The sequence below is a fragment of the Paenibacillus sp. V4I3 genome (genome assembly GCF_030817215.1).
Lineage (GTDB): Bacteria > Bacillota > Bacilli > Paenibacillales > NBRC-103111 > Paenibacillus_E.
The window spans coordinates 3,671,005-3,695,377 of the sequence record NZ_JAUSZA010000001.1; the positions used below are offsets into that span (position 1 = coordinate 3,671,005).

General features: G+C 43.3%; 24 protein-coding genes. 16 read left to right on the plus strand and 8 right to left on the minus strand.

All coding sequences use genetic code 11. From position 1 onward, the window contains the following. The 4 genes from cysI to QFZ77_RS16840 all read left to right on the plus strand — a co-directional run bounded on the left by cysI (position 1) and on the right by QFZ77_RS16840 (position 3,341). Positions 1–1,722 (plus strand): assimilatory sulfite reductase (NADPH) hemoprotein subunit, encoded by a 1,722-nt coding sequence (gene cysI / locus QFZ77_RS16825; RefSeq protein ID WP_307441191.1) that lies wholly within the window; start codon positions 1–3, stop codon positions 1,720–1,722. A 252-nt stretch (positions 1,723–1,974) separates the two neighbouring features. Continuing rightward, a complete protein-coding gene (locus tag QFZ77_RS16830; RefSeq protein WP_307441193.1) occupies positions 1,975–2,304 on the plus strand; it encodes an ArsR/SmtB family transcription factor in 330 nt (109 codons plus the stop codon). Between the two features lie 18 nt (positions 2,305–2,322). After that, positions 2,323–2,832: an SRPBCC domain-containing protein gene (locus tag QFZ77_RS16835; protein ID WP_307441194.1), complete on the plus strand. Its 510-nt coding sequence runs from the start codon at positions 2,323–2,325 to the stop codon at positions 2,830–2,832. 359 nt (positions 2,833–3,191) lie between these two features. Beyond that, positions 3,192–3,341 (plus strand): aspartyl-phosphate phosphatase Spo0E family protein, encoded by a 150-nt coding sequence (locus QFZ77_RS16840; protein ID WP_307441196.1) that lies wholly within the window; start codon positions 3,192–3,194, stop codon positions 3,339–3,341. A gap of 67 nt (positions 3,342–3,408) precedes the next feature. Here QFZ77_RS16840 and cydS read toward each other — a convergent pair whose 3' ends face one another. From cydS to QFZ77_RS16870, 7 genes are all read right to left on the minus strand, one after another. Next, a complete protein-coding gene (gene cydS, locus QFZ77_RS37840) occupies positions 3,409–3,507 on the minus strand; it encodes a cytochrome bd oxidase small subunit CydS family protein (protein WP_373463701.1) in 99 nt (32 codons plus the stop codon). A gap of 5 nt (positions 3,508–3,512) precedes the next feature. Beyond that, the gene (locus QFZ77_RS16845; protein ID WP_307441197.1) at positions 3,513–4,544 is read right to left on the minus strand and encodes a cytochrome d ubiquinol oxidase subunit II; all 1,032 of its coding nucleotides are present in this window, start codon (positions 4,542–4,544) and stop codon (positions 3,513–3,515) included. Then, on the minus strand, positions 4,541–5,884 hold the full coding sequence (locus QFZ77_RS16850) for a cytochrome ubiquinol oxidase subunit I (protein WP_307441199.1): 1,344 nt from the start codon (positions 5,882–5,884) through the stop codon (positions 4,541–4,543). The genes QFZ77_RS16845 and QFZ77_RS16850 overlap by 4 nt, the downstream gene beginning before the upstream one ends. 384 nt (positions 5,885–6,268) lie before the next feature. Further along, positions 6,269–7,645: an MFS transporter gene (locus QFZ77_RS16855; protein WP_307441201.1), complete on the minus strand. Its 1,377-nt coding sequence runs from the start codon at positions 7,643–7,645 to the stop codon at positions 6,269–6,271. A 59-nt stretch (positions 7,646–7,704) separates the two neighbouring features. Further along, entirely contained in the window at positions 7,705–8,274 is a 570-nt protein-coding gene (locus QFZ77_RS16860; protein ID WP_307441203.1) for a TetR/AcrR family transcriptional regulator, read from the minus strand. Positions 8,275–8,457: 183 nt separating this feature from the next. After that, positions 8,458–9,900 (minus strand): MocR-like pyridoxine biosynthesis transcription factor PdxR, encoded by a 1,443-nt coding sequence (gene pdxR / locus QFZ77_RS16865; RefSeq protein ID WP_307441204.1) that lies wholly within the window; start codon positions 9,898–9,900, stop codon positions 8,458–8,460. Between the two features lie 226 nt (positions 9,901–10,126). Further along, the gene (locus QFZ77_RS16870; protein WP_307441205.1) at positions 10,127–11,359 is read right to left on the minus strand and encodes a cysteine desulfurase; all 1,233 of its coding nucleotides are present in this window, start codon (positions 11,357–11,359) and stop codon (positions 10,127–10,129) included. Positions 11,360–11,474: 115 nt separating this feature from the next. On the opposite strand from QFZ77_RS16870, the gene QFZ77_RS16875 reads away from it, so the two are divergent. The 9 genes from QFZ77_RS16875 to QFZ77_RS16915 all read left to right on the plus strand — a co-directional run bounded on the left by QFZ77_RS16875 (position 11,475) and on the right by QFZ77_RS16915 (position 19,990). Next, positions 11,475–12,302, plus strand: coding sequence for a LysR family transcriptional regulator (locus tag QFZ77_RS16875; protein ID WP_307441207.1), 828 nt, complete (start codon positions 11,475–11,477; stop codon positions 12,300–12,302). Positions 12,303–12,441: 139 nt separating this feature from the next. Continuing rightward, positions 12,442–13,017, plus strand: coding sequence for a benzoate/H(+) symporter BenE family transporter (locus QFZ77_RS16880; RefSeq protein ID WP_307441208.1), 576 nt, complete (start codon positions 12,442–12,444; stop codon positions 13,015–13,017). 57 nt (positions 13,018–13,074) lie between these two features. Then, complete coding sequence (locus QFZ77_RS16885) at positions 13,075–13,932, plus strand: amino acid ABC transporter substrate-binding protein (RefSeq protein WP_307441209.1); 858 nt, start codon at positions 13,075–13,077, stop codon at positions 13,930–13,932. Positions 13,933–13,943: 11 nt separating this feature from the next. Further along, positions 13,944–14,612, plus strand: a complete 669-nt coding sequence (locus tag QFZ77_RS16890; RefSeq protein ID WP_307441210.1) for an amino acid ABC transporter permease — start codon at positions 13,944–13,946, stop codon at positions 14,610–14,612. 10 nt (positions 14,613–14,622) lie between these two features. Beyond that, positions 14,623–15,375, plus strand: coding sequence for an amino acid ABC transporter ATP-binding protein (locus QFZ77_RS16895; protein WP_307441211.1), 753 nt, complete (start codon positions 14,623–14,625; stop codon positions 15,373–15,375). Positions 15,376–15,570: 195 nt separating this feature from the next. Then, positions 15,571–16,644, plus strand: coding sequence for a Gfo/Idh/MocA family protein (locus tag QFZ77_RS16900; RefSeq protein WP_307441212.1), 1,074 nt, complete (start codon positions 15,571–15,573; stop codon positions 16,642–16,644). A 147-nt stretch (positions 16,645–16,791) separates the two neighbouring features. Next, a complete protein-coding gene (locus QFZ77_RS16905; RefSeq protein WP_307441213.1) occupies positions 16,792–16,989 on the plus strand; it encodes a hypothetical protein in 198 nt (65 codons plus the stop codon). 91 nt (positions 16,990–17,080) lie between these two features. Next, a complete protein-coding gene (locus QFZ77_RS16910; protein WP_307441214.1) occupies positions 17,081–18,787 on the plus strand; it encodes a PAS domain S-box protein in 1,707 nt (568 codons plus the stop codon). After that, complete coding sequence (locus tag QFZ77_RS16915) at positions 18,788–19,990, plus strand: metallophosphoesterase family protein (protein ID WP_307441217.1); 1,203 nt, start codon at positions 18,788–18,790, stop codon at positions 19,988–19,990. A 241-nt stretch (positions 19,991–20,231) separates the two neighbouring features. Here QFZ77_RS16915 and QFZ77_RS16920 read toward each other — a convergent pair whose 3' ends face one another. Then, positions 20,232–20,696, minus strand: a complete 465-nt coding sequence (locus QFZ77_RS16920) for an Lrp/AsnC family transcriptional regulator (protein ID WP_307441218.1) — start codon at positions 20,694–20,696, stop codon at positions 20,232–20,234. Between the two features lie 171 nt (positions 20,697–20,867). Here QFZ77_RS16920 and QFZ77_RS16925 point away from each other — a divergent pair, with 171 nt between their 5' ends. The 3 genes from QFZ77_RS16925 to QFZ77_RS16935 all read left to right on the plus strand — a co-directional run bounded on the left by QFZ77_RS16925 (position 20,868) and on the right by QFZ77_RS16935 (position 24,368). Then, complete coding sequence (locus tag QFZ77_RS16925) at positions 20,868–22,046, plus strand: serine hydrolase domain-containing protein (protein ID WP_307441219.1); 1,179 nt, start codon at positions 20,868–20,870, stop codon at positions 22,044–22,046. Beyond that, positions 22,043–23,236, plus strand: coding sequence for an MFS transporter (locus tag QFZ77_RS16930; protein WP_307441220.1), 1,194 nt, complete (start codon positions 22,043–22,045; stop codon positions 23,234–23,236). The genes QFZ77_RS16925 and QFZ77_RS16930 overlap by 4 nt, the downstream gene beginning before the upstream one ends. Before the next feature lie 226 nt (positions 23,237–23,462). Next, positions 23,463–24,368, plus strand: coding sequence for an AraC family transcriptional regulator (locus QFZ77_RS16935; protein ID WP_307441221.1), 906 nt, complete (start codon positions 23,463–23,465; stop codon positions 24,366–24,368). Positions 24,369–24,373: the final 5 nt, after the last annotated feature.

Consider the following 24,373-nt stretch of genomic DNA (forward strand, 5'->3'; position numbering starts at 1 on the left):
ATGTCAGAAAACAATTTACTTTCAAAGAACAGTGCGCCGCACAGTGAAGTAGAACACATAAAAATGAGAACCAATTACTTGCGGGGGAGTCTCGAAGAGACGCTGAAAGGCACAATTACGGGGTCCATCCCAGAGGATGATAACCGTTTGATGAAGTTTCATGGAAGCTATATGCAGGATGACAGGGATCTGCGCAACGAACGGCAGAAGCAGAAGCTGGAGCCGGCCTATCAGTTCATGCTGCGTGTGCGTGCTGCTGGCGGTGTCGTTACGCCAGAGCAATGGTTGATGATGGACGGGGTTGCACAGAAGTATGCTAACGGTACGATCCGTCTGACGACTCGTCAATCTTTCCAGCTTCACGGCGTGCTGAAGTGGAATTTGAAGAAGACAATCCGTGAAGTGAATGATTCGTTGTTAAGTACGCTAGCCGCGTGCGGTGACGTTAACCGGAACGTCATGTGTAATCCGAATCCTTACCAGTCGGATGTTCATGCTGAAGTATACGAATGGGCCTGCCGCGTGAGCAACCATCTTGATCCACAAACCAAAGCCTATCACGAGATCTGGCTTGATGGCGAAAAGGTAGTGGACAGCCAAGATGGCATAGTGCAAGAGCCGATCTATGGACAAGTGTATTTGCCGCGTAAGTTTAAAATCGGTATTGCAGTGCCGCCTTCCAATGATGTGGATGTATTCTCGCAGGATCTGGGTTTCATTGCTATCGTTGAAGATGGGCGTCTAAAAGGCTTTAACGTATCCGTAGGCGGCGGTATGGGGATGAGCCATGGTGATACGTTGACTTACCCGCAAGTAGCCCAAGTAATCGGATTCATCACGCCTGATCAACTAATTGATTTGGCGGAGAAGACGGTTACGATTCAACGGGATTATGGCGATCGCTCTGTGCGGAAGCATGCACGTTTTAAATATACCATTGATGACCGCGGCATTGATTGGTTCGTTGGTGAACTAACCGCTCGTTTAGGTTGGAAGCTCGAAGCGGCGCGTCCATACCATTTTGATCATAACGGGGATCGCTATGGCTGGGTTAAGGGAAGTAACGGGAAATGGCATTTCAACCTGTTTATTCAAAACGGCCGTGTAAAAGACGAGGATAATTACCTGCTGATGACCGGACTTCGTGAAATTGCCAAAGTGCACAACGGGGACTTCAGACTTACGGCGAACCAGAATCTGGTGATCGGTAATGTGAGCACTCAGAAGAAGAAAAAGATCGAAGAGCTGATCAAAGAATACGGTCTTACGGATGGACTTCAGTACTCCGCATTGCGCAGAAGCTCTATGGCTTGCGTGTCTCTGCCGACTTGTGGTATGGCGATGGCTGAAGCTGAGCGCTATCTGCCCGACTTAATCGATAAAATCGAGCCGATGTTGGAAGAAGCAGGTTTGGGTGACAAAGAGATCGTCATTCGCATGACCGGTTGTCCGAATGGATGCGCTCGCCCAATGCTGGCAGAAATCGCGTTCATTGGCAAGGCACCAGGCAAATACAACATGTATTTGGGCGGTGGGCATTCCGGAAACCGACTAAACAAGCTGTATAAGGAAAACATCGGCGAAGTGGAGATTCTGGAGTCGCTGCGACCGCTTGTTAATCAATATGCGAAGGAACGGCAAGAAAACGAGCATTTCGGCGATTTTGTTATTCGCGCTGGCTATGTCAAAGAAGTTCGTTCCGGACAAGACTTTCATTCGTAAAATATGGTTAACTAATTTCAATAGCTTCCCGGAAATAATCGGAAATAGAAAGAAGTGCGTTCACTTAGACGCACTTCTTTTTTTTTGACTCTGTTTTGATTTTATTGTTGATTTTACGCCAAACACTCACAAATTAATTTTATAATATTCCTTGACAGGAATATTCCGATAGAGGTATATTGTAAATAGAAATAAGGTAACTTGCTAACGAAACGAGGTGGCCTGACTTGACTAGAACTGGAAAACATCATCATGGATAACACAACATTTAACGCACTGGCCGAACCCAACCGTTTACGCATTGTTGAACACCTGTTAGAAGGTCCCTTGACAGTAGGGGATATCGCCGATGGCCTTGGGCTTCGCCAGCCTCAAGCCTCGAAGCATCTGCGTGTCCTGCTTGAGGCCGGACTAGTCGAGGTAGAGGCTGTCGCCAATCGCCGGAACTACAAGCTCCGATTGGAGCCGTTCCAAGAACTGGACGCTTGGCTTGAAACCTACCGCAGTGTCTGGGATGAACGATTTGACGCTCTGGAGAATTACCTGCAGAAGCTGAAAAACAAACAAAACAAACAAAACTAAATTTTAGGAGGATTTTCAATGTCAAACAAAATGATTTCCAAGGTAGAGGGTCAGGAACTAATTTTGGAGCGTGTTTTTAACGCGCCACGCGAGCTTGTCTTCAAAGCATTCTCAGAGGCTGAGCATCTAAAGCATTGGTGGGGACCTCGTGGCTGGACGCTTACAGTTTGCAACGTTGACTTTCGTCCGGGCGGTATCTGGCATTACTGCATGAAGTGTATCGATCAGAACCAAGGGGATTTTTACGGTTACGAATCTTGGGGCAAAGCAGTCTATGATGAAATCGTTGAGGCTGAGAAAGTCGTTTACGTCGATTACTTCTCGGATGCCGAAGGGAATGAAACGGAGGGTATGCCGTCGTCTCACATAACGATGACTTTTGTAGAATATGAAGGCAAGACGAAGCTTGTCAGCCGCTCAAAATACGCTTCACCTGAAGCGCTCGAAACCGTCATGGAAATGGGAATGGAACAAGGAATTACTGAAACTTGGGATCGTCTCGACGAGCATCTGCAATCCATTCAATAATTTCTTAACACAAGGCCGTCCTCTACAAAAATTTAGCCTTATTATAAGGTTATAGAGCTATTTTAGGCTGGAATTGTTGTATTTTTTACAATATTCTCGTGGATAAACACGGATTAGCTTGCATATTGTTGTATAAAATACAACTTTGTCGTTCCATCCAACTAAGTTCGATCATGTTAGTTACCCATCACCAGCAAATGACATGGAGGTGCAAAAAAACAGAAATATTATTTAATATTGAAATAATATTTCACAAATTTGTCATAAAGTTTATCCACCCAATCATTACCTTTTACAGCGTCCTGTTTTATAATAGGTGTACAAACCATTATTGAACAGAATTGGTGTGAATAAGCGATATGGAACTACTATTATTAGAAAAAATTGAAGCATTACGCATTGAAATGATAGAAGAGGCGTATATACGCGGAAGTTTAACGCATGAGAAGGTAGTTGATCTTAGTCAACAGTTAGATGAATATATTGTTAATTTTCAAGAGTTAAAATGATATTACTTTCATAGAGTGGCTCAGGGGATATGCAGCTGTATATCCTCTTTTTGTTAGTTAAGATCGATTAAAACTTATCCTGCCCTCTTGAGAACATCATGAATAAGATCCCGAGTGAAAACGCCACAAGTAAAAAAGGCGCAATCATAAGCAGAAAAAAATCCATATACATCACCCTTTCTTGGAGGGATTCCCTCGTACATATTCAGCGTCGAATAGGAACAGTCGCATCAGTAGAACAAGTGATGGAATAAGCAGACATAATCCAGCAAGGAAAACGACAATTAGAGAGATAGCCATAGCTTCGTTCGTGAAATTTTGGTGAATCGTAATGAACGGGTAAAGGATATACGGCAAGTGGGAAGCTCCATATCCGAAGAAGGCAAAGGCAAATTGCAGCATAACAAGGATAAATGCCGAGCCATAGCTTTTTCGTTTAAAAATCAGATAGACTGCCGCAATGAAGCACAGTAACGAAGCAACGAACATCCAAGACAGATCCAGCATAGCCTGAAAATGCTCCGGATTGTGCCAGCGAATAGCGAAGAAAACAAATATACTGCACACGATTGTTGGTGGACTCCAGCCTAGTGCGTAACTCCGGACGATCTCAAGTGCTTCATAATCCTGCGCTTTGTTGGCATAGTAGGAAAGAAACATCGCAGAAATGTACAGAACGCTAACAAGTGCAAGCAGCACGACCGCCCAGGAATAGGAGCTTGTAAAGAGTTTGCCAAAGTGTAAAATAACCTTGCCATTCTCCTCTGTCATGTAACCTCCCTCTGATATCGTCAGGACGGTTGATAAGGAAGCGGGAATGAGGAGTCCGGTTGCTCCATACAAAAATGTATACAAGTGGCTTTGTTTTTGCATTTGTCCATAAATACTAAAAGCATAGTAAGAACCGCGTATCGCAAGTAGAACAATCGCAATGCTGCCAGGCACCAAAAGGGCTGTTCCAAAGTAATACGAGCTATCCGGAAAGAAGCCGACTATGCCGACAAAGAAGAAAACTAGGAAAACATTCGTTACTTCCCATACGGGTGATAGGTAACGTTTGATGATGTTTTCAACGAGATGTTTTTTCCCAGTAGCGTAGGAGTAATAACTAAAGAAGCCTGCCCCGAAATCAATGGAAGCAACAATCAGATAGCCGTACAGAAATATCCATAGGACCGTAATGCCGATTAACTCGTACCTCATTTTGTAGGTTCCCCCTCAATACCTCTGCTCTTGAGTTCTTCTTGTACATCGCTGTTCGTGAACATTTTCCTAAGCACTTTGACCAAAGTTAAACCAATCGCTACATATAAGATGCAGAACAAAAGGAGCATCAGATCCACATGTGTGGAGGTTGTCGCTCCATGAGAGGTCTTCATATAACCTCGAAGTATCCAAGGCTGTCGGCCTACCTCAGCGTAAATCCAACCTAATTCAATCCCCAAAATGGCAAGGGGGCCTGAAAGGACGATCAACCTCAACAGCCAACTCGGATATTGGACACTCTTTAATTTGTAAACCATCCAAACAGATACCATAGAAAGTACCGTAAGGAAGATGCCTATCGTGACCATCGAATCAAAGTAATAATGAACAATAAGGGGAGGACGCTCAGCAACCGGTGTTTCATTTAAGCCCTGAACTTCGGAATTCGGGTTATCGTGAGCTAGAATGCTTAGGGCGAATGGGATTTTTAACCCATATTTAATCTGATGATCTTCTGTTAATATCCCCCCTAGAACAAGCGGGACCTGTCTGGCCGTCTCAAAATGCCATTCAGCGGCAGCGAGTTTCTCGGGTTGGTATTTAGCCAAAAATTTCCCGGAAAGATCTCCAATAAGTGCAGTTGTTATTGAAAAAATAAGAGCAGCGATCATCGTTAGCTTGAGTGCTTTACGGTGATAGAGCGAATCGCGCTTCTTAAGCAAAGCAGCGCCGGCAATCGCCGCAAGGACGAAGGCGCTAGTCATATAGGCAGAAGAAAGCACATGTGCGACCTTCGTTGGTGTAGCGGGATTGAACATGGCTATAAGCGGCTTAATGTCTGTAATGGAGCCGTTGTTCAGCTGAAAGCCCTGCGGGGTATTCATAAACGCATTAACGGTTGTGATAAAAAAAGCAGACGCTGAAGATCCTAGCATGACCGGAATACTGAGCAAGAAATGAGTGATGGGTTTGCGGAATCGATCCCAAGTGTATAGATAGATTCCTAAGAATATAGCTTCAAAGAAAAATGCGAAGGTCTCCATAAACAAGGGTAAGGCAATAGCTTGACCGGCAACGCGCATAAAACTCGGCCACAGCAGGCTGAGCTGGAGACCTATCGCTGTTCCAGTGACAACGCCAACAGCAACAGTTATAACGAAACCGCGGGCCCAGCGCCGCGCAAGAAGCAGGTAGTAAGGATCGTTTCGCTTAATGCCAGACCACTCTGCGAAGGCGATCATGACCGGTATACCGACACCTATGGTAGCGAAGATAATATGGAAAGCGAATGTGAGCTCAGTGAGCATTCGGCTGTAAAGCACGGGATCATAAGTCATATGTGATGAACTCCTTTTCAGCTTGAAAAAATGCTTGGGAAAGCATGTATTACGAATTTACGAACATCTGTCGGAGCCAGGAAAAAAGCATGAGAGAAGCGACAATCATACAGAGCCATATTAACCATTTTTCTTGCTTTTTGTACTTATCTATATTTGATCACCTACAGTACGGGTCAGAATGAATGGTTACATCATCCTATTAGAATGCCAATATTATGATATTTTACTCCACGTACTTGATTGCCAATCCGATTTTTTAGAGTATAGTAAATTCTATTGATATTCATACATACAGGAAAACCCTCAGGCATCATGCCTGAGGGTTCTCCATCGAATACCAAACGAAAATATCTGGAGGCTGATATCAAATCACTGATTTGTTCAATGTTCTATTGCAACGCTTGGTTTCTTGGTACGGAATTGCAAGTGGTAGAAGAACAAGATCCCTACATGTAATGCAGCAAGAACGAGATAAAAATTGCTGAATAGGTAACTGTTCGGATCGACATTTAACGGATTCCAATGAACGGAGGAACCCTGTGCAACCACAATACCGTAAACGCCCGCAGCTATTCCTTGGGCTATAAAACTGACCATCGAGAAAAGACCCATGCCCACTCCAACCTGATCTTTGGGTAATGATCTTGAAATGGAATTGGACATTGCAATCTGCAAGAAAGATTGGCCTACGTTACCGAACATCAAAAAGAATGAAATCCATAGCGGCGAGATTCCTGTAAAGACGGACATCAAGACAAAACAAGTAATTAAAGAACCGGAAGCAACAGAGAACAGATAGGAATTGCCTTTCAGATCCGCCAGTTTCCCGCCTTTTCTCCCCAGAAGGGCGGAGGCTGCCGCCGCAGGGACCATAGCGAAACCAATCCAATTGGAACCAAGATGATAAACTTGCGAAAACAGAATCGGAGTTAAGAAATACAAGGAAGTGCCAATGCCACTGATGAGAAACGCCAGCGTTATTGCGATGGTATACTTCCTGTTACGAAACAACCTAGGTTGGATAAAAGGTTCTTCGGCGGTACGAATTCGAACGATGAAGAGGATTAAGGTTGCTAATCCGATTACCAAATACCACCAGGTACGATTCGTGACCCCAAGCAGAAGCAGCGCAATGGATGCGGAGAGTAAGCTTCCGCCAAGCCAATCAAATTTACGCGGAGCTTGTTTCACTTCATGCTCGAGATATTTTCGATACAGCGGCAACAATAATAAAATCAATAGGGAAGGAAGAAACAGCCATCTCCAATTCGCAAAGCTGACGATAGTAGCGGAAATAACAGGCGCAAGAGCACTTCCGAGAGCGATCCCGACGGCTGTCATACTTAATGCGGAGCCTCTTTTTTCAGGCGAAAAATACCGTACAGGGATAATCAATGCAATTGCCGGAATAGCCGCGGCACCCGCAGATTGCAGGCACCTTCCGAGAAGCGCGAACCAGAATGTTTGGGAAACGAGCCCCATTAGAGAACCCGCCGCAAACAACGTCAGACCGAACGTCAATAGGCTCTTCAGTTGGAATCTGTCTGCCAGTTTCCCATAAGTCACGGTTCCGAACGCGTAGATTAGCGTATAGGCGGATGACAGCCAACTCACCTGAGCAAGGGTAAGATGAAACTCCACGCTGATTTGCGGAAGCACAACGTTAAACATAAGGGCGCTCATTGATGACATCATAACGGTAAACATCAATAATCGCATTAAGATAGGGCCTTTTTGCAGCATTGTTTCAGAATTCATGGTTCATCGCTCCTTTGTATGAATGCAAGCACATACTTGCATTATGGTTTATAAAAAAGCTAGGGAGTTAATGCCCTAGCGAATAACCGCACGCCTTCCTCGATAAATTCATCCAAATCAATGGGGGATAAGTTGCTATTGAATGCACCATGATTCATCAACATGAAAGCATATGCCTGTATGTCAGGTTTTGAAGTGATCACTTTACCTTGCTCAGACATGGAAACCAAATAATTCGTTAAAAGCTTCCTAAGTTCCTGAGGATGACGGTGGGCCTCCTGATATACTTCTGGAGGGAGACTGCTGCTTCCTTTTTGAATGATCTGAAACAGTTTTCTATTCCTATTCATGAGATAATGATATTTTTGGCTAATTAAAAGAAGGTCTTCATGCAGCTCGCCCGTCAGAGATTCGTTAAAAAGCTTAGTCATCTCTAAGGCATAGTGATAACGGCTGAAGGCAGCCGCTAGCAGCTTCTCTTTCGTTCCGAAATGACGAAATAACGTGACTTCGTTCACTCCGGCAACAGCAGCGATTTCCTTAGTAGTCGTACCATCATACCCTTTTTCTGCCATGAGATCGATTGTTGCTAACAGAAGTTTATCACTCGTACTTGGATTGTTGCTCATTGATCTACCCTTCTTTAATGCAAGTACTTACTTACATTTATTATTGTATTAGGGTTAAGCTGCAATGTCAAGGGCTGGAAGAACAAGTTTTTAAGCCGTTATTTGCTTTTGTGTTGTACCCCGCAGATCAATAATAAGCTGCCCTTCCTATGTAAATAGCGAAGGGCAGCTTTCACAATCCTATTAACATTTCTGTGTTAGTGCATGAAAAGCCTGAGCTAGTTTGGATATGCCAGGAGCGATCTCATCCATAGAGGGACGAGCAAAGCTTAATCTCAGATGTCCGGGCTCAGAGCCAAATACGGTTCCGGGCATAAACACAACCCCTCGTTTTATCGCTTCCTCCAATAGCTTCTGATCGTCAAGCTTATCCTTGATGGTACACCATATATTTAGACCTCCTCGAGCGGGAGTAAAGCTGATTTGATCGGGTAACTCTTGCTGAAGGGATCGAATCATAAGATGCTGCTTCAGAGAAAGGGAGTCTCTTAGGAAGTTCGTATGTTTATCAAACAATTCCGATCCCAGAAATTTATTAGCAAGCCACTGTGGGACAATGCTTAGGCCAAAGTCCATTTGCTGGCGAGCATCAGCTAATCGTTGTACGACTGCCTGGGGAGCAACCAACCAACCGATCCGTAATCCTGAAGCTGCAACTTTGGATAAGGAACCGACGTAGAGTATGGAACCGTGAGTATCGATGGATTTCAACGTATCAGGAGGACGATGGTCAAAGGAAGTAAGGCTGAAAGGATCATCTTCTACGATGGGTATACCGAGATCAGCAGCGATCTTCAGCAAGGCTTCTCTTTTAGATGCATGAAGGATCGTCCCTGTTGGGTTCTGATAGTTCGGATTCAAAAAAATCATGCGAATGCGATGTTGGCGGTACAACGCCATAATGTCTTCGGGTTCGATGCCATCTTCTTTTACGGGTAAGCGAAAAATGCGGAGTCCGGCAGATTCGAACATGGACAAAGAATAGTAATAAGACGGATCTTCAATAGCAACCGCATCCCCAGGAGCTAACAAACATTGCATAATCAAATACAGAGATTGCTGTGAGCCCGAGGTGATAAGGATGGAAGCTTCTGTCGCTCGAATACGTAATCTTTCCTCCAGAAAACCTACAAGTGTCTCTCTAAGCGGCAAATACCCACTCGGATCGTCATATCCTAAGTAGGCATCGAAAGGAATGTCCCTCATTAATTGCTTTATCGCATCATTGGGGAATAAGTCGGCAGATAACTCGCCACTAGCAAAGTCAATGATCGATTCTCGCTCACGTAGAACCTCACGGACCCGGCGGATATACGGAAGATTGGGAGCAAATGTACCTCCTTCTACATATTGGCGCCAATTGGGTGTTAAATTGGGCCTAATACCCCAAATATGGTTGCTGACCATGGTACCGCTTCCGCTGATACTTTCGACAATTCCCCTTGCACGTAATTCCTCATAGGCTTGTACGACGGTGCTTCGGTTTACTTCCAGTCGTTCGGCAAGCTTACGTTCAGAAGGCAAGAAACTTCCGGGCGGATATTCGCCATGTATGATACTCCTCTCCATCTCATCTGAGATCTGTTGATAGAGAGGTTTTTTACTCGTTCGGTCAGGTTTGCGCATGTATACCACCATCTTTTAGAAATATCAATTTATTCCATAGTATAATACAGTTCACGAATTCGTTGTTTAACTCTCGAGTAGAATATTTGACAAACTCGCTAATCTTTTGATAATGGCTGGGATAAAATGTGAAAGAATGGAGAAAGGGTCTGATTATTATTCGCGTAATAATTGGAAAACATTCCATGGAATTGGCTGTGCAATAACCCTTTATTCCATCACAGTGTCATTGAGATACATATTTGAAATAAGAAATTGCCCGCTTTAAGCCCTTCACGAGAGCATCAATATCTTCTTCCGTATTGTAAATATAAAAGCTTGCACGCGCTGTGGATGACACGTTTAGCCATCTCATCAAAGGCTGACAGCAGTGATGGCCCGCTCGAATGGCAATTCCTTCCGAATCCAGAACGGTTGCGAGATCATGGGGATGAACGTCGGCCACATTAAAGGTGACTAAGCCACTTCTTAGTTCAGGCTGCCTAGGGCCATAGATCGAAATTTCTTCAATCAATGAAAGCTGTTCCAATGCATAGCTGACTAGTTGATTCTCATGCTGACGAATGTTAGTTAACCCGATTTGTTGCAGGAAATCGATTGCGGCACCTAGTCCGATAGCGCCTGCAATATTCGGCGTTCCTCCTTCAAACTTCCAAGGAAGCTCCTTCCAAGTGGATTCGTATAAGTCCACATGATCAATCATTTCTCCGCCATATTCGTAAGGCGTCATTTTTTCCAAGAGGGCTTTCTTGCCATACAGAACACCTATGCCGGTAGGGCCCGCCATCTTATGACCGGAAATGGCCATAAAGTCACAATCCAAATCTTGAACATCCAATTGAAGATGTGGTGCGCTTTGAGCCGCATCAACGCAAATCACGGCCCCATGCCGGTGGGCAATTGCTGCAATTTGTTTTAACGGATGAATAGTTCCCATGACGTTGGAAACATGGGTTATGGATACGAATTTGGTTTTCGAAGTGATAGCTTCCTCCACATCCTCTAAGCGAATAGTGCCATCAGGTTGGATGGGAATATAGCGAAGTGTTGCGCCCGTTTTTTTAGCCACCTGCTGCCAAGGGATGAGATTGCTGTGGTGCTCCATTAAGGTAATCAAGATTTCATCGCCTTCTTTAAGAAACTCTCTCACATAACATTGGGCTACTAGATTTAATGAAGCGGTAGTTCCGCGAGTAAATACGATCTCTGCCGACTCCTTGGCATGGATAAACGATTTGACTTTATCTCTGGCATTCTCAAATGCATCCGTAGCTAATGAACCTAGCGTATGTGCACCGCGATGAACGTTGGAATTGTAATTCGTATAATAATCCCGTAGCGCTTCAATGACAGAATAGGGCTTCTGGGATGTGGCCGAACTATCTAAATAGACCAGAGGATGTCCATTAACTTGCTGTTTTAAAATCGGAAATTGGTCTCTTATTTCTTGGATATTCATGGCGAAAACACTTCCCTTCAAAGAATGACTATAGAATGACATGATTTGATCTATAATACAAATACCATTAAAATTATATAATCATAACATTTTAGTTATATATTTGGGGGCGCTCATGAATACTAAACACTTGTCCTTGTTCATTCAGGTTATTAAAAAGGGGAGTATTACTCAAGTTGCAAAGGAAACCTATGTGAGCCAACCTGCGATTTCCATGCAGCTAAAGCGTTTGGAGCAGGAAGTAGGAGTTCCCCTGTTTACGGTTGTTGGCCGGGATATCGCTGTGACGGATGCAGGACTTACTCTGATGGAGTATGCAGAGTCCATGCTGTCCTTGGAAGGACAGATTTATCGGGCAATGGAGGAATATCGGCGAGGGAATCGAGGCAAGATCATTGTAGCTGCTTCCCATGTAGTCGCGGCATATTTGTTACCGAAAATCATGTATTCGTTTACTCAAACTTATTCCGATATCATCATAGAACTGCAAACAAGAACGGATGAGGAAATTGCGAGATTAGTCAGAATGGGCAGCATTGATATCGGAATGACGCTGCAGCCACCAGACGACCATTTTTCATTTCGAGTCACACCATTCGCTCAGGAGCGATTGATAGGTATTCAACCTTCGTTGTCATTCCATAGCCGAAAGATGATCGTTCCTCGTGATGTTGTATCCTTACCCATAAACGATACATGGGATATGGAGATCATGCATCTTGATTCCACCGAGACTGTTAAACAATTTGTTATGCAGGGAATGGGGTACGGAGTGATCTTGGAGTCAGCAGCTAGTTTAGAGCTATCTTATGGGAAGTTGCTGCCTTGGACAACGTTCACACCAATACCTGTGGTAGCGAGTGTTATTACACGGCCTGCCGAGCGTCTGTCCAAGAGTGTTTGGTATTTCTTGAATCATCTAAGGAATGGAGAGGACGGATGAGATGAGAAAAAATGGCGGGATTGGTTGGGAAAGAAATCTCGAAATTGGGTGGTTACTTACCCATGAGGCTAAGCTACTATTATGTAAATGAGTAGTCACCTTTTCATAGAAAAAAACAATAGGATAGATTGGGGAGTATATGTCAGCTCTGAATACACAAAACCTATCGACCGGCGTTATGTCTGCGTTGACGGTTATCGATCAATTTACTCTGAATGAATTGGCAGGCGGCTTCATTATTCCGGCGTTTATGGAATCACCTCTTATTGGCGGGATGGCCATTTTAGGTTTTTTTATCGCACCCAAAATTTCGAAATCAATTCCTCCGTTACTAGGGGTGATACTCTTTGGCGTCTTGGGACTTTTCATCGGGTATGATTTTCCGGCAGTACCAGAGGCTGCAGAGTTTGCCATACCTCAAATCATTATTCCTTCATTCACCGTTCACAGTTTCTTCTCGATTGCGATTCCGATTGCCGTTCTGATTTTGACAAATGATATTGCAGTGGCTTTAGCTGCTTTGAAGAAAAATGACTATCAGCCCCCAGTTAACCAGACGCTTGTGCTTTCAGGGATTGGCACGCTTATTGCCGGTTTTTTTGGAGGTCATGCCGTGAACATTGGGGGGATGATGAATACCCTATACTCTGAAACTTCAGAGACATTAGTACAGCGAATTAATCCAACTGAAATAGTAGGAATATTTCTTGACTGAATAAAGTTAGTAGTGATAAGATGACAAAAGTTCAAATAACAACATGGAGGTCTTCAAATGAAAAAACAATATCTATCGGCGGGCATGATACTTCTAGCGAGCTCTCTTATATTTACTGCATGCGGAACAAAAGAAACGGCTAATAAACCATCTCCAACTGCGGCAGCAACCAAAGAAGCTGCGGCGAAAGAAACACCCGGACAAGCAACTCAAACCTTGTTGGATACGGTCAAAGCAAATGGGAAAATTCGCGTAGGAACGGAAGGGACTTATGCACCTTTCACGTACCATGACAAGGATGGGAAATTAACAGGGTTCGATGTAGAAATTGCTCAAGAAATCGCTAAGAAAATTGGTGTTCAAGCCGAATTCATCGAAACCAAATGGGATGGCATGTTTGCTGGGCTGGATTCCAAACGATTTGATATTGTCGTGAACGAAGTTACCATTAAAGAAGATCGTAAAGTGAAATACGATTTCTCAGATCCTTATATCGTGTCTAAAGCCGTTTTGATTGTACACAAAGACAATAAAGATATTAAAAAAATAACGGATTTGAAAGGTAAAAAAGCAGGGCAATCATTAACAAGCAACTTAACCGAAATTGCTAAATCCAACGGTGCAGAGATTGTACAAACCGACGGATTTAATCAAGCCATCGATCTGCTGCTGTCCAAACGTATTGATGCCACCATTAATGATGGGCTGTCTTACCTGGATTTGAAAAAACAAAAACCGGATGTAGCTATTCAAGTCGTCGATGAGACCAAGGAAGCATCGCAAAGTGCCGTTTTGTTAAACAAGGGCAATCAAGAGCTCGTTGATGCGATCAATATAGCATTGGCTGATTTGAAGAAAGATGGAACTTATCTCAAAATTTCTGAAAAATACTTTGGCCAAGACGTATCGAAGTAGGGTTATCTAACATGGACGATAGAAAATGGCAAATCTTCATAGACTCATTTCTTCCCCTGCTTAAGGCAGGGGTTGCTTTTACTGTACCTTTGACTTTAATCTCATTTACAATGGGGCTTTGTCTTGCCTTGGTAACCGCATTAATCCGTATTTCCGATATTAAACCTCTTGTTCAGGCAGCACGTTTTTACGTGTGGATTATTCGGGGCACGCCTTTGCTGGTGCAGTTGTTTATTATTTTTTATGGACTGCCAAGTATCGGGATTACACTGGATGCTTTCCCATCAGCTGTTATAGGATTTACCTTAAGTGTTGGCGCCTATGGATCTGAGATTATTCGTGGAGCTCTGCTCTCGACACCAAAAGGACAATGGGAAGCATCCTATTCGCTCGGAATGACTAAGCTTCAAGCGCTGCGGGTCATCATATTGCCCCAAGCAATTCGTATTTCGATTCCATCACTTTTTAACTCGTTCATAAGTTTGGTGAAAGACACCTCACTCGCAGCTACTGTCACGGTGACGGAAATGTTTCAAAAAGCTCAGCAAATTACGGCTACCGTTTATGAACCCTTATTGCTTTATTGTGAAGCTGCACTCATTTATCTGGTGCTTAGTACAATTCTTTCAAATATTCAAGGTCGTTTGGAGAAAAAGTTTGACCTTCATACGGCTAGATAGTGGTGGATGTATGATTACAATCAACAATCTATTCAAAACCTTCGGTTCACAGCAGGTGTTAAAAGGTATCAATATTGCCTTAGAGAGAGGCAAAGTGATGGTTGTCATCGGTCCCTCGGGCTCCGGGAAATCTACCTTGCTTCGTTCTATTAACGCTCTAGAAATTCCTGATAAAGGCACGATTGAGGTAGGGGACTCTCAGCTTACATTTACTGAAATAGATAAGCCAAAACAGAGTGAGATCCTCGCTTTAAGGAAAAAGACAGGGATGGTTTTTCAGTCCTATCATTTATTTCCTCATTTAACGGTATTACAAAATGTCACGGCAGCTCAGGTCGTTGTGAAGAAAAGAAGCAGACAAGAGGCTAAAAGCAAAGCGGTTGAACTGCTCAGGAAAGTCGGTTTAGAGGACAAGGCTAGCTTTTATCCGCATCAGCTATCCGGAGGACAACAGCAGCGGGTAGGTATAGCCCGAGCATTGGCCATAGATCCTGAAGTGCTCTTATTTGATGAGCCAACTTCCGCCTTAGACCCTGAGCTTGTGGGGGAAGTGCTTAAAGTCATGAAGGACTTGGCCGTGGAAGGTATGACTATGATGATTGTTACGCATGAAATGCAATTCGCTAAGGAAGTAGCGGATACTGTTGTCTTTATGAACGATGGCAGTATTATTGAGCAGGGTGCTCCCGATTCTTTGTTTAATCATCCTACACAAGATAGAACAAGATTGTTTTTAGCTAGACTTAGCGGGGCAAACAGCTAATAATAGCTGTTTGCCATAAGGCTAGTATGAACGATACTAGGACTGCCGAATCTTTCGGCAGTCTATTCTTTATTTTTCAAGATACTGCAGAAAGGCGTGTAAATAACAAGGCAGCATAAACAATTACATGCCACTACTTGTATTTATGTCATACAATAGTTGTGGAATGTTTCATTTAAATGGGGAGGAATCAGTGTGGCTATCATATTCGGTATAGTCGGCGGCGGTTGGCGTGCAGAGTTTTTTATGCGCATCGTACGAGCGCTTCCGGATCAGTTTACAGTTAGCGGTGTTGTCGTACGCAATGAAGAGAAAGGGCGTGCGTTTGAGGAACAATGGGGAGTGCCGACGTTCCGCTCAACCGAGGATTTATTGAAGCAAACAACACCTTCGTTTGTTGTCCTTTCGGTTCCTGTCTCACAGACTCCGGAATTGATCAAACAACTCGTACGTGAAGGAGTTCCCGTTCTTTCCGAAACACCTCCTGCGGCTGATCTGGAGCAATTGAATCTGCTTTATCAAGACATTGGACCGGACGCCAAGGTACAGGTGGCGGAGCAATATGCCTTCCAGCCGCTGCATGCAGCACGAATTGCCATCGTACAGTCCGGCTTGCTGGGTACTGTAAGCCAAGCGCAAGTCTCAGCTGCCCATGGCTACCATGGGATCAGCATCATGCGCAGTCTCTTGGGTATTCGATTTGAAAATGCGCAAATTCGAGGCTTCGGGTTCTCATCTCCGATTATTAGCGGACCTAACCGCGAGGGTAATCCAGCCCAGGAGCAGACCGCGATCTCTAATCAAGTGATCGCACACCTCGAGTTCGGGGACAAGTTAGGTGTATTTGATTTTACCGGTGATCAGTACTTCTCATGGATTCGTTCTGAGAGAGTGCTTGTACGAGGAAATAAGGGAGAAATTAATAATACGAGAATTGCTTATTTGCAGGACTTCCGCACGCCTATTCAACTTGAGCTAAGACGGTTGAATGCCGGGGAGAACGGCAACCTCGAAGGGTATTATCACAAGGGTATTTTGGCTGGCGATAAATGGGCTTATCGAAATCCCTTCCAGCCAGGCCGTCTGTCGGACGATGAAATCGCAATTGCTACTTGTTTGCAAAAGATGGGTGAATACGTACAAGGTGGACCCAGTTTTTATAGCCTCGCGGAAGCGGCTCAAGATCACTACCTGGGCATGATGATCACCCAAGCGGTTAAATCGGGTGAAACCGTCCAAACGATCAAGCAATCTTGGGCAACGTTTTAACTAGCAAATCAGACTAGTCTTGGCCGTATAAAAAAGGACTTTCCTTTGTCTTTTCAGACAATTGAGAAGGTCCTTTTTGATAGGACCTGCAATCGGATCCTTATTTATGCAATAATGTAATAACATATATCTTAAAAGGAGAAAAACATGCCAAAACAACGCAAACTGATAGAACCTTCAGACTTTGAAAGAATGCGGGTATTTCGACAGCCGATCTCGATCTTTTTACACGGTGAACAAATAGGTGAAAATGTCATCATTCAATCCCATGATAACGATATTGTTGTAAGTACTACTGGAGAACAATACGTGAAGGCAAATTGTGAATTTCTAAGTAAAAGATAATGACAATCTCAGTTCATTATAAAAGTCATGTTATATTTAAATAGCATTTATAGTAGAAATAGGGGGTACATTGACGACTGGAGGTTTTCAAATGCCTAAGGTAGATTTCGATCGCGACTCTGTTTATCAACAAGTATATACCTTTGCTCCAAATGCTATAGCGTTGGTGTCCCTAGATGGAACTATTAGGAGGGTCAATCCATCCTTCTATCCAACCCTGGGTTATACGGAGCAAGAAGCAATTGGACTTACACTTAAGGAAATAACCCATCCTGATGATTTGAATAAAATTAATGCACTAATCGAAGAGGTATTGAATGGAAATTCACTACTCTATGAGTTAGAAAAGCGTTGTATTCAGAAAAACGGTAACCTTATTCGGGCGTCTGTAAGGCTCTCTTTGGTTCGTGACGAAAAACAAGGAACACCACTATACTTTATTGTTCATATCATCGATATTTCAGATAAAATAGCTACTGAACAAAAGCTTTTAAAGATTGAAGAATTGTATGAACTTATCTTAGAAAATGCTCAAGATATTATTACTTTAGTGAATCCAGATGGTAAGATCGAGTATTTATCACCGTCCGTGCATGATTTATTGGGTTATGAGCCAGAAGAATTGATCGGAAAAGATAGTTCTGAATTAAATCATCCTGAAGACTTAGAAAAAATAAGATCTGAACCTTTTTCAGATAATGAGGTAATTACCTATCGTTCACGCCATAAGAATGGTACGTATATTTGGTTTGAGACTGCGATTAAACTCATCAGAGATGATCAAGGAAATCTACTGAAGGTATTAGGGATAGGGCGGGATATTACAGAGCGAAAGAAATACCAAGATAATCTTGCAGAGGCCCAGCATATTGCGATGCTTGGCAGTTGGGAATTGGATATTCTTCATAATAAGATCACATTCTCAGAAGAATTTTACCAAATTTATAACTTGTTCAAAAATAATTTGCCATCCGATCCGACGGATCTAGCATTCTTAATTCATCCAGATGATCGACAACGATTTCATGAATTCATTGATCAAGCCATACAAGGTACAACGATTAGCTCGGAATTTCGCAATCTGCAGCTCAATGGAACTATTAAGTATATGCAAGTTCGTGTTTCAGTAACATTTGACGAGAATGGAAAGCCAGTCAAAATGAATGGAACTACACAGGACATTACGGAACGCAAAAAAGTAGAGTTGAAGCAATTGGATAGTTTCATGACGCGACAATCCGAAGGAACAGGATTAGGCTTAGCCATTAGCAAAAAAATTGTTGGGTTGATGGGTGGAGATATTTGGTTTGAAGAAATGGACGAACCTGGTGCGACTTTTGTATTTACTGTTTGGATTAAAGAAGAGGTATCGTATCTAGAAGACTCTTCTATCCAAGAGATTGCATTTGTTCAAAAACCTTTGAAAGTTTTAATAGCTGAAGATAATCAAATTAATCAGATCGTATTAAAAAAAATGATTGAAAAGATGGGGCATTTCACTAGCATTGCCGAAAATGGCAATCAGGTTATTCGAGCGCTTGCTTACGAAACATACGATATCATTTTTATGGATGTCCAGATGCCTGTCCTGAATGGTCTGGAAACCACCAAACAGATCAAAGAAACAATACCGCAAGAGAAAGTCCCTTACATAATTGCTGTGACAGCTAACGCTTTAAAAGGCGATCGTGAAAAATGTCTTGAAGCAGGAATGGATGATTACATCAGCAAACCCATCAAAAGTGAGGTCATATTCGATAGGATCGAAAAGCACCAAAAACTCAAAGGCGGGAAATAAATGGCGGAGTATTTAAATGAGGGTCAAGACGAAAAGCCGAGAGTCAAATTCATCGTCATTACAGATACACATGTTGAAGATGATATAGAAGGTGTACATTCGCAAAATTTGATTCAGGCCTTACAGGATATCAGGGCAACTTCGCCCGATAGTCTAGGAATTATGCATATTGGTGATGTGACTAACAATGGCAAGCAAAAAGAGTTTGAGACGATGACTCAAATTTTTAATGATCATATTGAGGGGCTGCCCCCCATCTATTTTACTTATGGCAACCATGATGTCCGTTGGGCGGACTTTGATAGTCAAATGTCTTATTTTACAACAAGTACGGGGATTGATAAAAAGTATTACGATTTTTGGATGAACGACTATCTTTTTATTTTCCTAGGGACAGAGAAAGGGTTAAAAGACTCTTCATATTTATCAGAGACGCAGCTTAAGTGGTTAGATCTAAAGCTATCGGAGCACGATGAGGCTCATAAACCGTCCTTTATTTTCGTTCATCAACCTTTGAAAAATACAGTTTCAGGGTCACAAAACAAGTTCGGTTGGCATGGTATTCGACAGGACAAGGAGCTTAAGACAATACTAGCTAAACATCCGCAAACGATTGTATTTACGGGTCATACCCATTGGGAACTGGGCTCGGCAGATACCATGTACAACTCAAAGTATGCAACGATGTTTAATGCAGCCTCCACAGCCTACTTATGGACGGATGAGGATGTGGAGAAGGCGGGCTCCCAGGGATATTTCGTAGAGGTTTATGATCATAAAGTAGTCGTAAAAGGAAGGGACTTTCTCGCTAAAACGTGGATTGAAGATGCCACTTTCTCAATAACACTTCCTTCGTTAATTCCGAAAGTGGACCCTGAAGTCGATCCTGATCTGACGCTTGGTAACCCGACAATGCAGATAGACAAGACCGTTTATCGGACTCGCGATTTGATTGAAGTTACTTACACGGGGTCATTGAGAGAAGATGCGTTCGGTATTTTCCCGAAAGGTGCTTTACCGAGTGAGACGCAGCCTATTACTCCCATAGCGCATATTAAAAGCAATTTGGCTAGTCAGCCGGATGGGGAAATCATATTCACTGATCTGAATCTTCCAGAGGGATCTTACGATATCATCTATTTGGGGGAAACGATGAATACTGAGCTGAGTCGAATATCTTTTGAGGTTATTTCTGAAGATTAGATGATGATTAAGTTGCATGCTGAACAATTTAAATGCTAGGAGCTGTCCCGAAAGTAAATAATTTCACTTAAGGGCACAGAAAAAAATGAGGTGGCAGGGTTATTCTTGCCTCCTCATTTTTTTTGTTTTCTGTCGACTGCAAGGGAAAGTCACCCGACCTCTAGTAAGCGGAACGTCGATCCGTTATTTCAGGAAATCTGCTTATGAAATTGAATAAGGGGAACGTGAGTACTCTATTTGATCAAAAAGAACGATCCGGAGGCACGAATGCTTCTTCAAGCGATGGGATAAGAAATTTATGCTCGATTGGTGATGACATCACGATTAGAATCGTATACGTCCCATATTTATCACATTGGTTGCCGAACTCTTCGAGAGACCGTGTGGAGTCGGTCATTACTTTCAATAAGTAGTTGTGTTCTCCGCTTATGCGGTTGCATTCGACGACATCGGAGGATGAGCGGCAAAAATCAAGGAATGCATGACAATCCCTAGTACGAAATAGGATGTAGGCGGAAGCTTGTTTCCCGATTTTCTCCGGGGAAATCATGGTGCGATACTCCTTGATGATCCCTTTTTCCTCCATACGTCTTACTCTCTCCGTTACTGCGGGTTGTGATAACCCGACACACTTGCCAAGTTCCGTCATTGATATTCTTGCTTGGTTTTGAAGATAGTAAAGGATTTGTTTATCAACATGGTCCATCGAAATCGGCTCCTTTAAATTTAAGGTTTTCTTTAAAAACTAACTCGTTTTTATTTGTTAAAGGGGAGACATAACTTGAATACCTTATGTAAAGCAAGTCGCTTAATTAATATAATAAACTAACAATAGTGAAGTGATCAAATCTTTACTATTCAGAGAGGATGAATATCAATGAATAAGTTGAATGCAAACAAAATGAATCCTGATCGATTACAAGCACGCATGGATGAAGTAATCGATCGTACCCTTGCCGATAAACGGTTGGTTGGCGCTGTCATTAAAGTGGCGATAGACGGGGTACTAGTTTATAACCGCGCTGCCGGTTTTGCAGACCGTGAAAAGAACCAGACGATACATGAAAATGCCTTATTTAGGCTTGCTTCTGTGTCCAAACCTATCGTTTCAACAGCTGCGATGGTACTAGTTTCACAAGGCAGCTTACGACTTGACGACCCCGTTGATCGTTGGCTTCCAGAGTTTCGCCCACGTTTGGAGAGCGGTGAATTCGCGACATTGACGATTCGGCATTTGATGACGCATACGGCGGGGCTAACTTACCGCTTTTTCCAGGAAGAGAATGGTCCCTATCATCGCGCTTGGGTATCGGATGGCATGGATCAGGCAGGTATCACGTTAGAAGAGAACCTGCGCCGTATTGCCTCTGTTCCGCTCCTCTACACGCCAGGCACCCAGTGGAAATATTCAATCGCGACTGATGTTCTAGGCGCCGTGATTGCGAAGGTTACAGATTCACCTCTTGGCGAAGCCATTCGTATGCTAGTGACAGCGCCGCTTGGCATGGACGACACAGGATTTACAGCAGTCGATCCAGATCGACTTGCGACGGCCTATGCCAATGCTGTGCCTGAGCCACGGCCTATGCGTGATCACGATAGCATTGATTTTATAGAAGGCACGGCTGGCTTCCGGCTTGCCCCTGGTCGGGCACTTGACGATACGGCCTATCACTCCGGAGGAGCCGGCATGGTCGGGAGCGCCGGCGACTTATTCCTGCTGCTGGAAGCTTTACGCAAGGGCGGAGCACCCCTGCTGCCGGAGAATCTGGTTCGTGAGATGACTACCAACCAGATTGGTGATCTGCCAATGGCCTTTTGGCCAGGGCGAGGCTTTGGCCTAGGATTTACGCTGCTCAAGGATCCTATTGCCGCAGACACTCCAGAATCACCGGGCACCTGGCGCATGGGTGGTACCTATGGGCATTCCTGGTTCGTTGATCCTGAGAAGCAGCTAAGTGTCATAGCGTTTACTAATACAGCACTGGAAGGCATGTCAGGCCAGTTTACCGTTGATCTTTGTGAAGCCGTTTATGACGGGATCAGGAAGGAATGAATGAACTGAAGATAAACCCAATATTCTTTATCGCTATGGGCTTATTCGGCGTGTATACCATTGAGTTTGGTGTTGTCGGAATATTACCAGCTATTACGGAGCGTTACAATGTCAGTACGTCTCAGGCCGGCATGCTAGTTGGGGTGTTTGCGCTTGTTATAGCACTATGTGGTCCCTTTATGGTGCTGCTTCTTTCTAAATATAATCATAAAAAAGTAATGATAGTGTCTTTACTCATTTTTGCTGGAAGTAGTTTATTATCAGCTTATGCTCCTAATTTTTATGTTTTGCTGGCGCTTCGGATTATCCCGGCATTGTTCCATCCCGTATATTTTTCCTTGGCCTTTGCAGCTGCAGTTTCGCTCTATCCAAAGGAAAAATCCACTCAGGCTTCTGCGAAAGCATTTGTTGGTACTAGTATGGGTATGGTACTTGGAATTCCGATAACAACCTATCTCGTAGATCAATTCTCATTCGAGGCCGCTTTTATATTTTGTGCCGTTGTAAACACCGCTGCTAGTGTGGGGATCGCCATCATGCTTCCGAAATCGTCCAAATTCGAGAAAGTTTCTTACGGGGAACAGCTCGGTATATTGCGTAAAGTCCCCCTTTGGATCAATATTGGAGCTGCAACGTTCATATTTGCCGCTATGTTTTCGGTCTATAGCTATGCTGCCGAATACTTGGAACAAGTGATGGGGTTGAGTGGGGAAATCATTAGCGTCATGCTTGTCATTTTCGGTGTTGGGGGAGTGGCCGGCAACTTGCTGGCAGGGAGACTGATTGGTAAAAACAAGGTCAGAACGACTGTTTTCCATCCGATCGTATTAGCCATCTCTTTCTTATTGCTTTATATGGGGGAAAAATCCATTGTGCCTATCATTGTCGTTATGGTTTTGTGGGGAGCAGCTCATACCAGTGGACTCATCGTAACCCAGATATGGTTAACTTCGGAAGCTCCGGAAGCTCCTGAATTTGCCACTGGGCTGTATATTTCCTTCATCAATCTGGGTGTGTCCATCGGTTCGTTAGCAGGTGGGTGGTTTATTACCACTACAGGCATGAAAGGGACTATATGGAGCGGCTTATTATTTATTATGTTGGCACTTGTGTGTATTGGATTTAAAATCTTTTACTTTAACCGAAAAGGATTACAGGTAAATCGGGTTTCAAAACGGGGCGCTGTATAAACAGTTTTCATCTCTAGTAGATTCTAGCGGAAATAAGAAATACAAATCCAATAAAAAGACTTAGTTTGTGGCTGCCGCGCGCAGCCTTATTTTGCTATCAGATAGTGGAATAATAATAAATATTTTTTAACACCTACACCCCCGTCTATTAATTTGATACAATTCTATTCTATTAGAAACGAAGCAGAAAGCCTTTTTAACATACATTCTGTTCTGGAGAAACGATATGAACTTATTTAAAGAGCCGATTCATTATAATGACCCTCTCCTTCGTATTCAAGTGCGCAGCTTTAATAGCATGGAAATATGCCAGCATGGATGGCATGTCCATCCTCAAGTAGAGATTATTGCTGTTCGATCCGGTAGAATGGAAATCCATATGCCGGCAGAGGTATGCCATTTGCGAGCGGGAGATGTACTGATTTTGGGTTCTTGTCAGCCCCATCTCGATCTGAGAAGACAGAACGAGGTGGTTGATTATGTCGTGCTACAATTTGAGCCTGAAGCATTCTTTGATTCCAATATGCTGCCATACCTATATTTGTTTCAGGAGGCGATGCTGCCTTCAGTCAAACTAAACACATTGTTTAAGGAGAATTCGGAATTGCGGCAGCAATTCTACAGCACGGTAATTGAATTGCAGCAAGAACATCAGCAGAGGCAGAGGGGCTATGAGCTCGCAATGAACTATTTGGTAAAGAAATGTATTTTTTTATTATTACGTCATGACAACATGGGATTGTTAGGACCAAGCCGATCGATAAACGACTCCAACTTAAAGTCAGTGTTCGATTATGTGGAAGCCCATTTATCCGATAAAATAACCGCCCAGCAAGCATGTCACCTCGTTAATTTCAGCTATACCTATTTCCTTAAATATTTCAAACAGATCATGGGCATTTCCTTCACAGACTATGTGATTCATCGCAGAATCAAATATGCCGAACGTCTCCTTTTGACCGAAGATCTTAGCATTGCTCAGATTGCTGAACAGGTCGGCTTACCGAACATTTCCCACTTCTACAAACTATTTAAACGACTCCATCAATGTTCCCCTAAAAGCTTTAAAGACACCATGATAGCCCGAACTCATGAAACTACTGCCTTGGGCCCAATGATCACAACAGAATAGCATCA

Excerpts from the sequence above, each read along its gene's own strand:
- cysI (WP_307441191.1), top strand. The coding sequence starts at position 1 with ATGTCAGAAAACAATTTACTTTCAAAGAACAGTGCGCCGCACAGTGAA.
- QFZ77_RS16830 (WP_307441193.1), top strand. The coding sequence starts at position 1,975 with ATGGATAACACAACATTTAACGCACTGGCCGAACCCAACCGTTTACGC.
- QFZ77_RS16835 (WP_307441194.1), top strand. The coding sequence starts at position 2,323 with ATGTCAAACAAAATGATTTCCAAGGTAGAGGGTCAGGAACTAATTTTG.
- QFZ77_RS16840 (WP_307441196.1), top strand. The coding sequence starts at position 3,192 with ATGGAACTACTATTATTAGAAAAAATTGAAGCATTACGCATTGAAATG.
- cydS (WP_373463701.1), bottom strand. The coding sequence starts at position 3,507 with ATGGATTTTTTTCTGCTTATGATTGCGCCTTTTTTACTTGTGGCGTTT.
- QFZ77_RS16845 (WP_307441197.1), bottom strand. The coding sequence starts at position 4,544 with ATGAGGTACGAGTTAATCGGCATTACGGTCCTATGGATATTTCTGTAC.
- QFZ77_RS16850 (WP_307441199.1), bottom strand. The coding sequence starts at position 5,884 with ATGACTTATGATCCCGTGCTTTACAGCCGAATGCTCACTGAGCTCACA.
- QFZ77_RS16855 (WP_307441201.1), bottom strand. The coding sequence starts at position 7,645 with ATGAATTCTGAAACAATGCTGCAAAAAGGCCCTATCTTAATGCGATTA.
- QFZ77_RS16860 (WP_307441203.1), bottom strand. The coding sequence starts at position 8,274 with ATGAGCAACAATCCAAGTACGAGTGATAAACTTCTGTTAGCAACAATC.
- pdxR (WP_307441204.1), bottom strand. The coding sequence starts at position 9,900 with ATGCGCAAACCTGACCGAACGAGTAAAAAACCTCTCTATCAACAGATC.
- QFZ77_RS16870 (WP_307441205.1), bottom strand. The coding sequence starts at position 11,359 with ATGAATATCCAAGAAATAAGAGACCAATTTCCGATTTTAAAACAGCAA.
- QFZ77_RS16875 (WP_307441207.1), top strand. The coding sequence starts at position 11,475 with ATGAATACTAAACACTTGTCCTTGTTCATTCAGGTTATTAAAAAGGGG.
- QFZ77_RS16880 (WP_307441208.1), top strand. The coding sequence starts at position 12,442 with ATGTCAGCTCTGAATACACAAAACCTATCGACCGGCGTTATGTCTGCG.
- QFZ77_RS16885 (WP_307441209.1), top strand. The coding sequence starts at position 13,075 with ATGAAAAAACAATATCTATCGGCGGGCATGATACTTCTAGCGAGCTCT.
- QFZ77_RS16890 (WP_307441210.1), top strand. The coding sequence starts at position 13,944 with ATGGACGATAGAAAATGGCAAATCTTCATAGACTCATTTCTTCCCCTG.
- QFZ77_RS16895 (WP_307441211.1), top strand. The coding sequence starts at position 14,623 with ATGATTACAATCAACAATCTATTCAAAACCTTCGGTTCACAGCAGGTG.
- QFZ77_RS16905 (WP_307441213.1), top strand. The coding sequence starts at position 16,792 with ATGCCAAAACAACGCAAACTGATAGAACCTTCAGACTTTGAAAGAATG.
- QFZ77_RS16910 (WP_307441214.1), top strand. The coding sequence starts at position 17,081 with ATGCCTAAGGTAGATTTCGATCGCGACTCTGTTTATCAACAAGTATAT.
- QFZ77_RS16915 (WP_307441217.1), top strand. The coding sequence starts at position 18,788 with ATGGCGGAGTATTTAAATGAGGGTCAAGACGAAAAGCCGAGAGTCAAA.
- QFZ77_RS16920 (WP_307441218.1), bottom strand. The coding sequence starts at position 20,696 with ATGGACCATGTTGATAAACAAATCCTTTACTATCTTCAAAACCAAGCA.
- QFZ77_RS16925 (WP_307441219.1), top strand. The coding sequence starts at position 20,868 with ATGAATAAGTTGAATGCAAACAAAATGAATCCTGATCGATTACAAGCA.
- QFZ77_RS16930 (WP_307441220.1), top strand. The coding sequence starts at position 22,043 with ATGAATGAACTGAAGATAAACCCAATATTCTTTATCGCTATGGGCTTA.
- QFZ77_RS16935 (WP_307441221.1), top strand. The coding sequence starts at position 23,463 with ATGAACTTATTTAAAGAGCCGATTCATTATAATGACCCTCTCCTTCGT.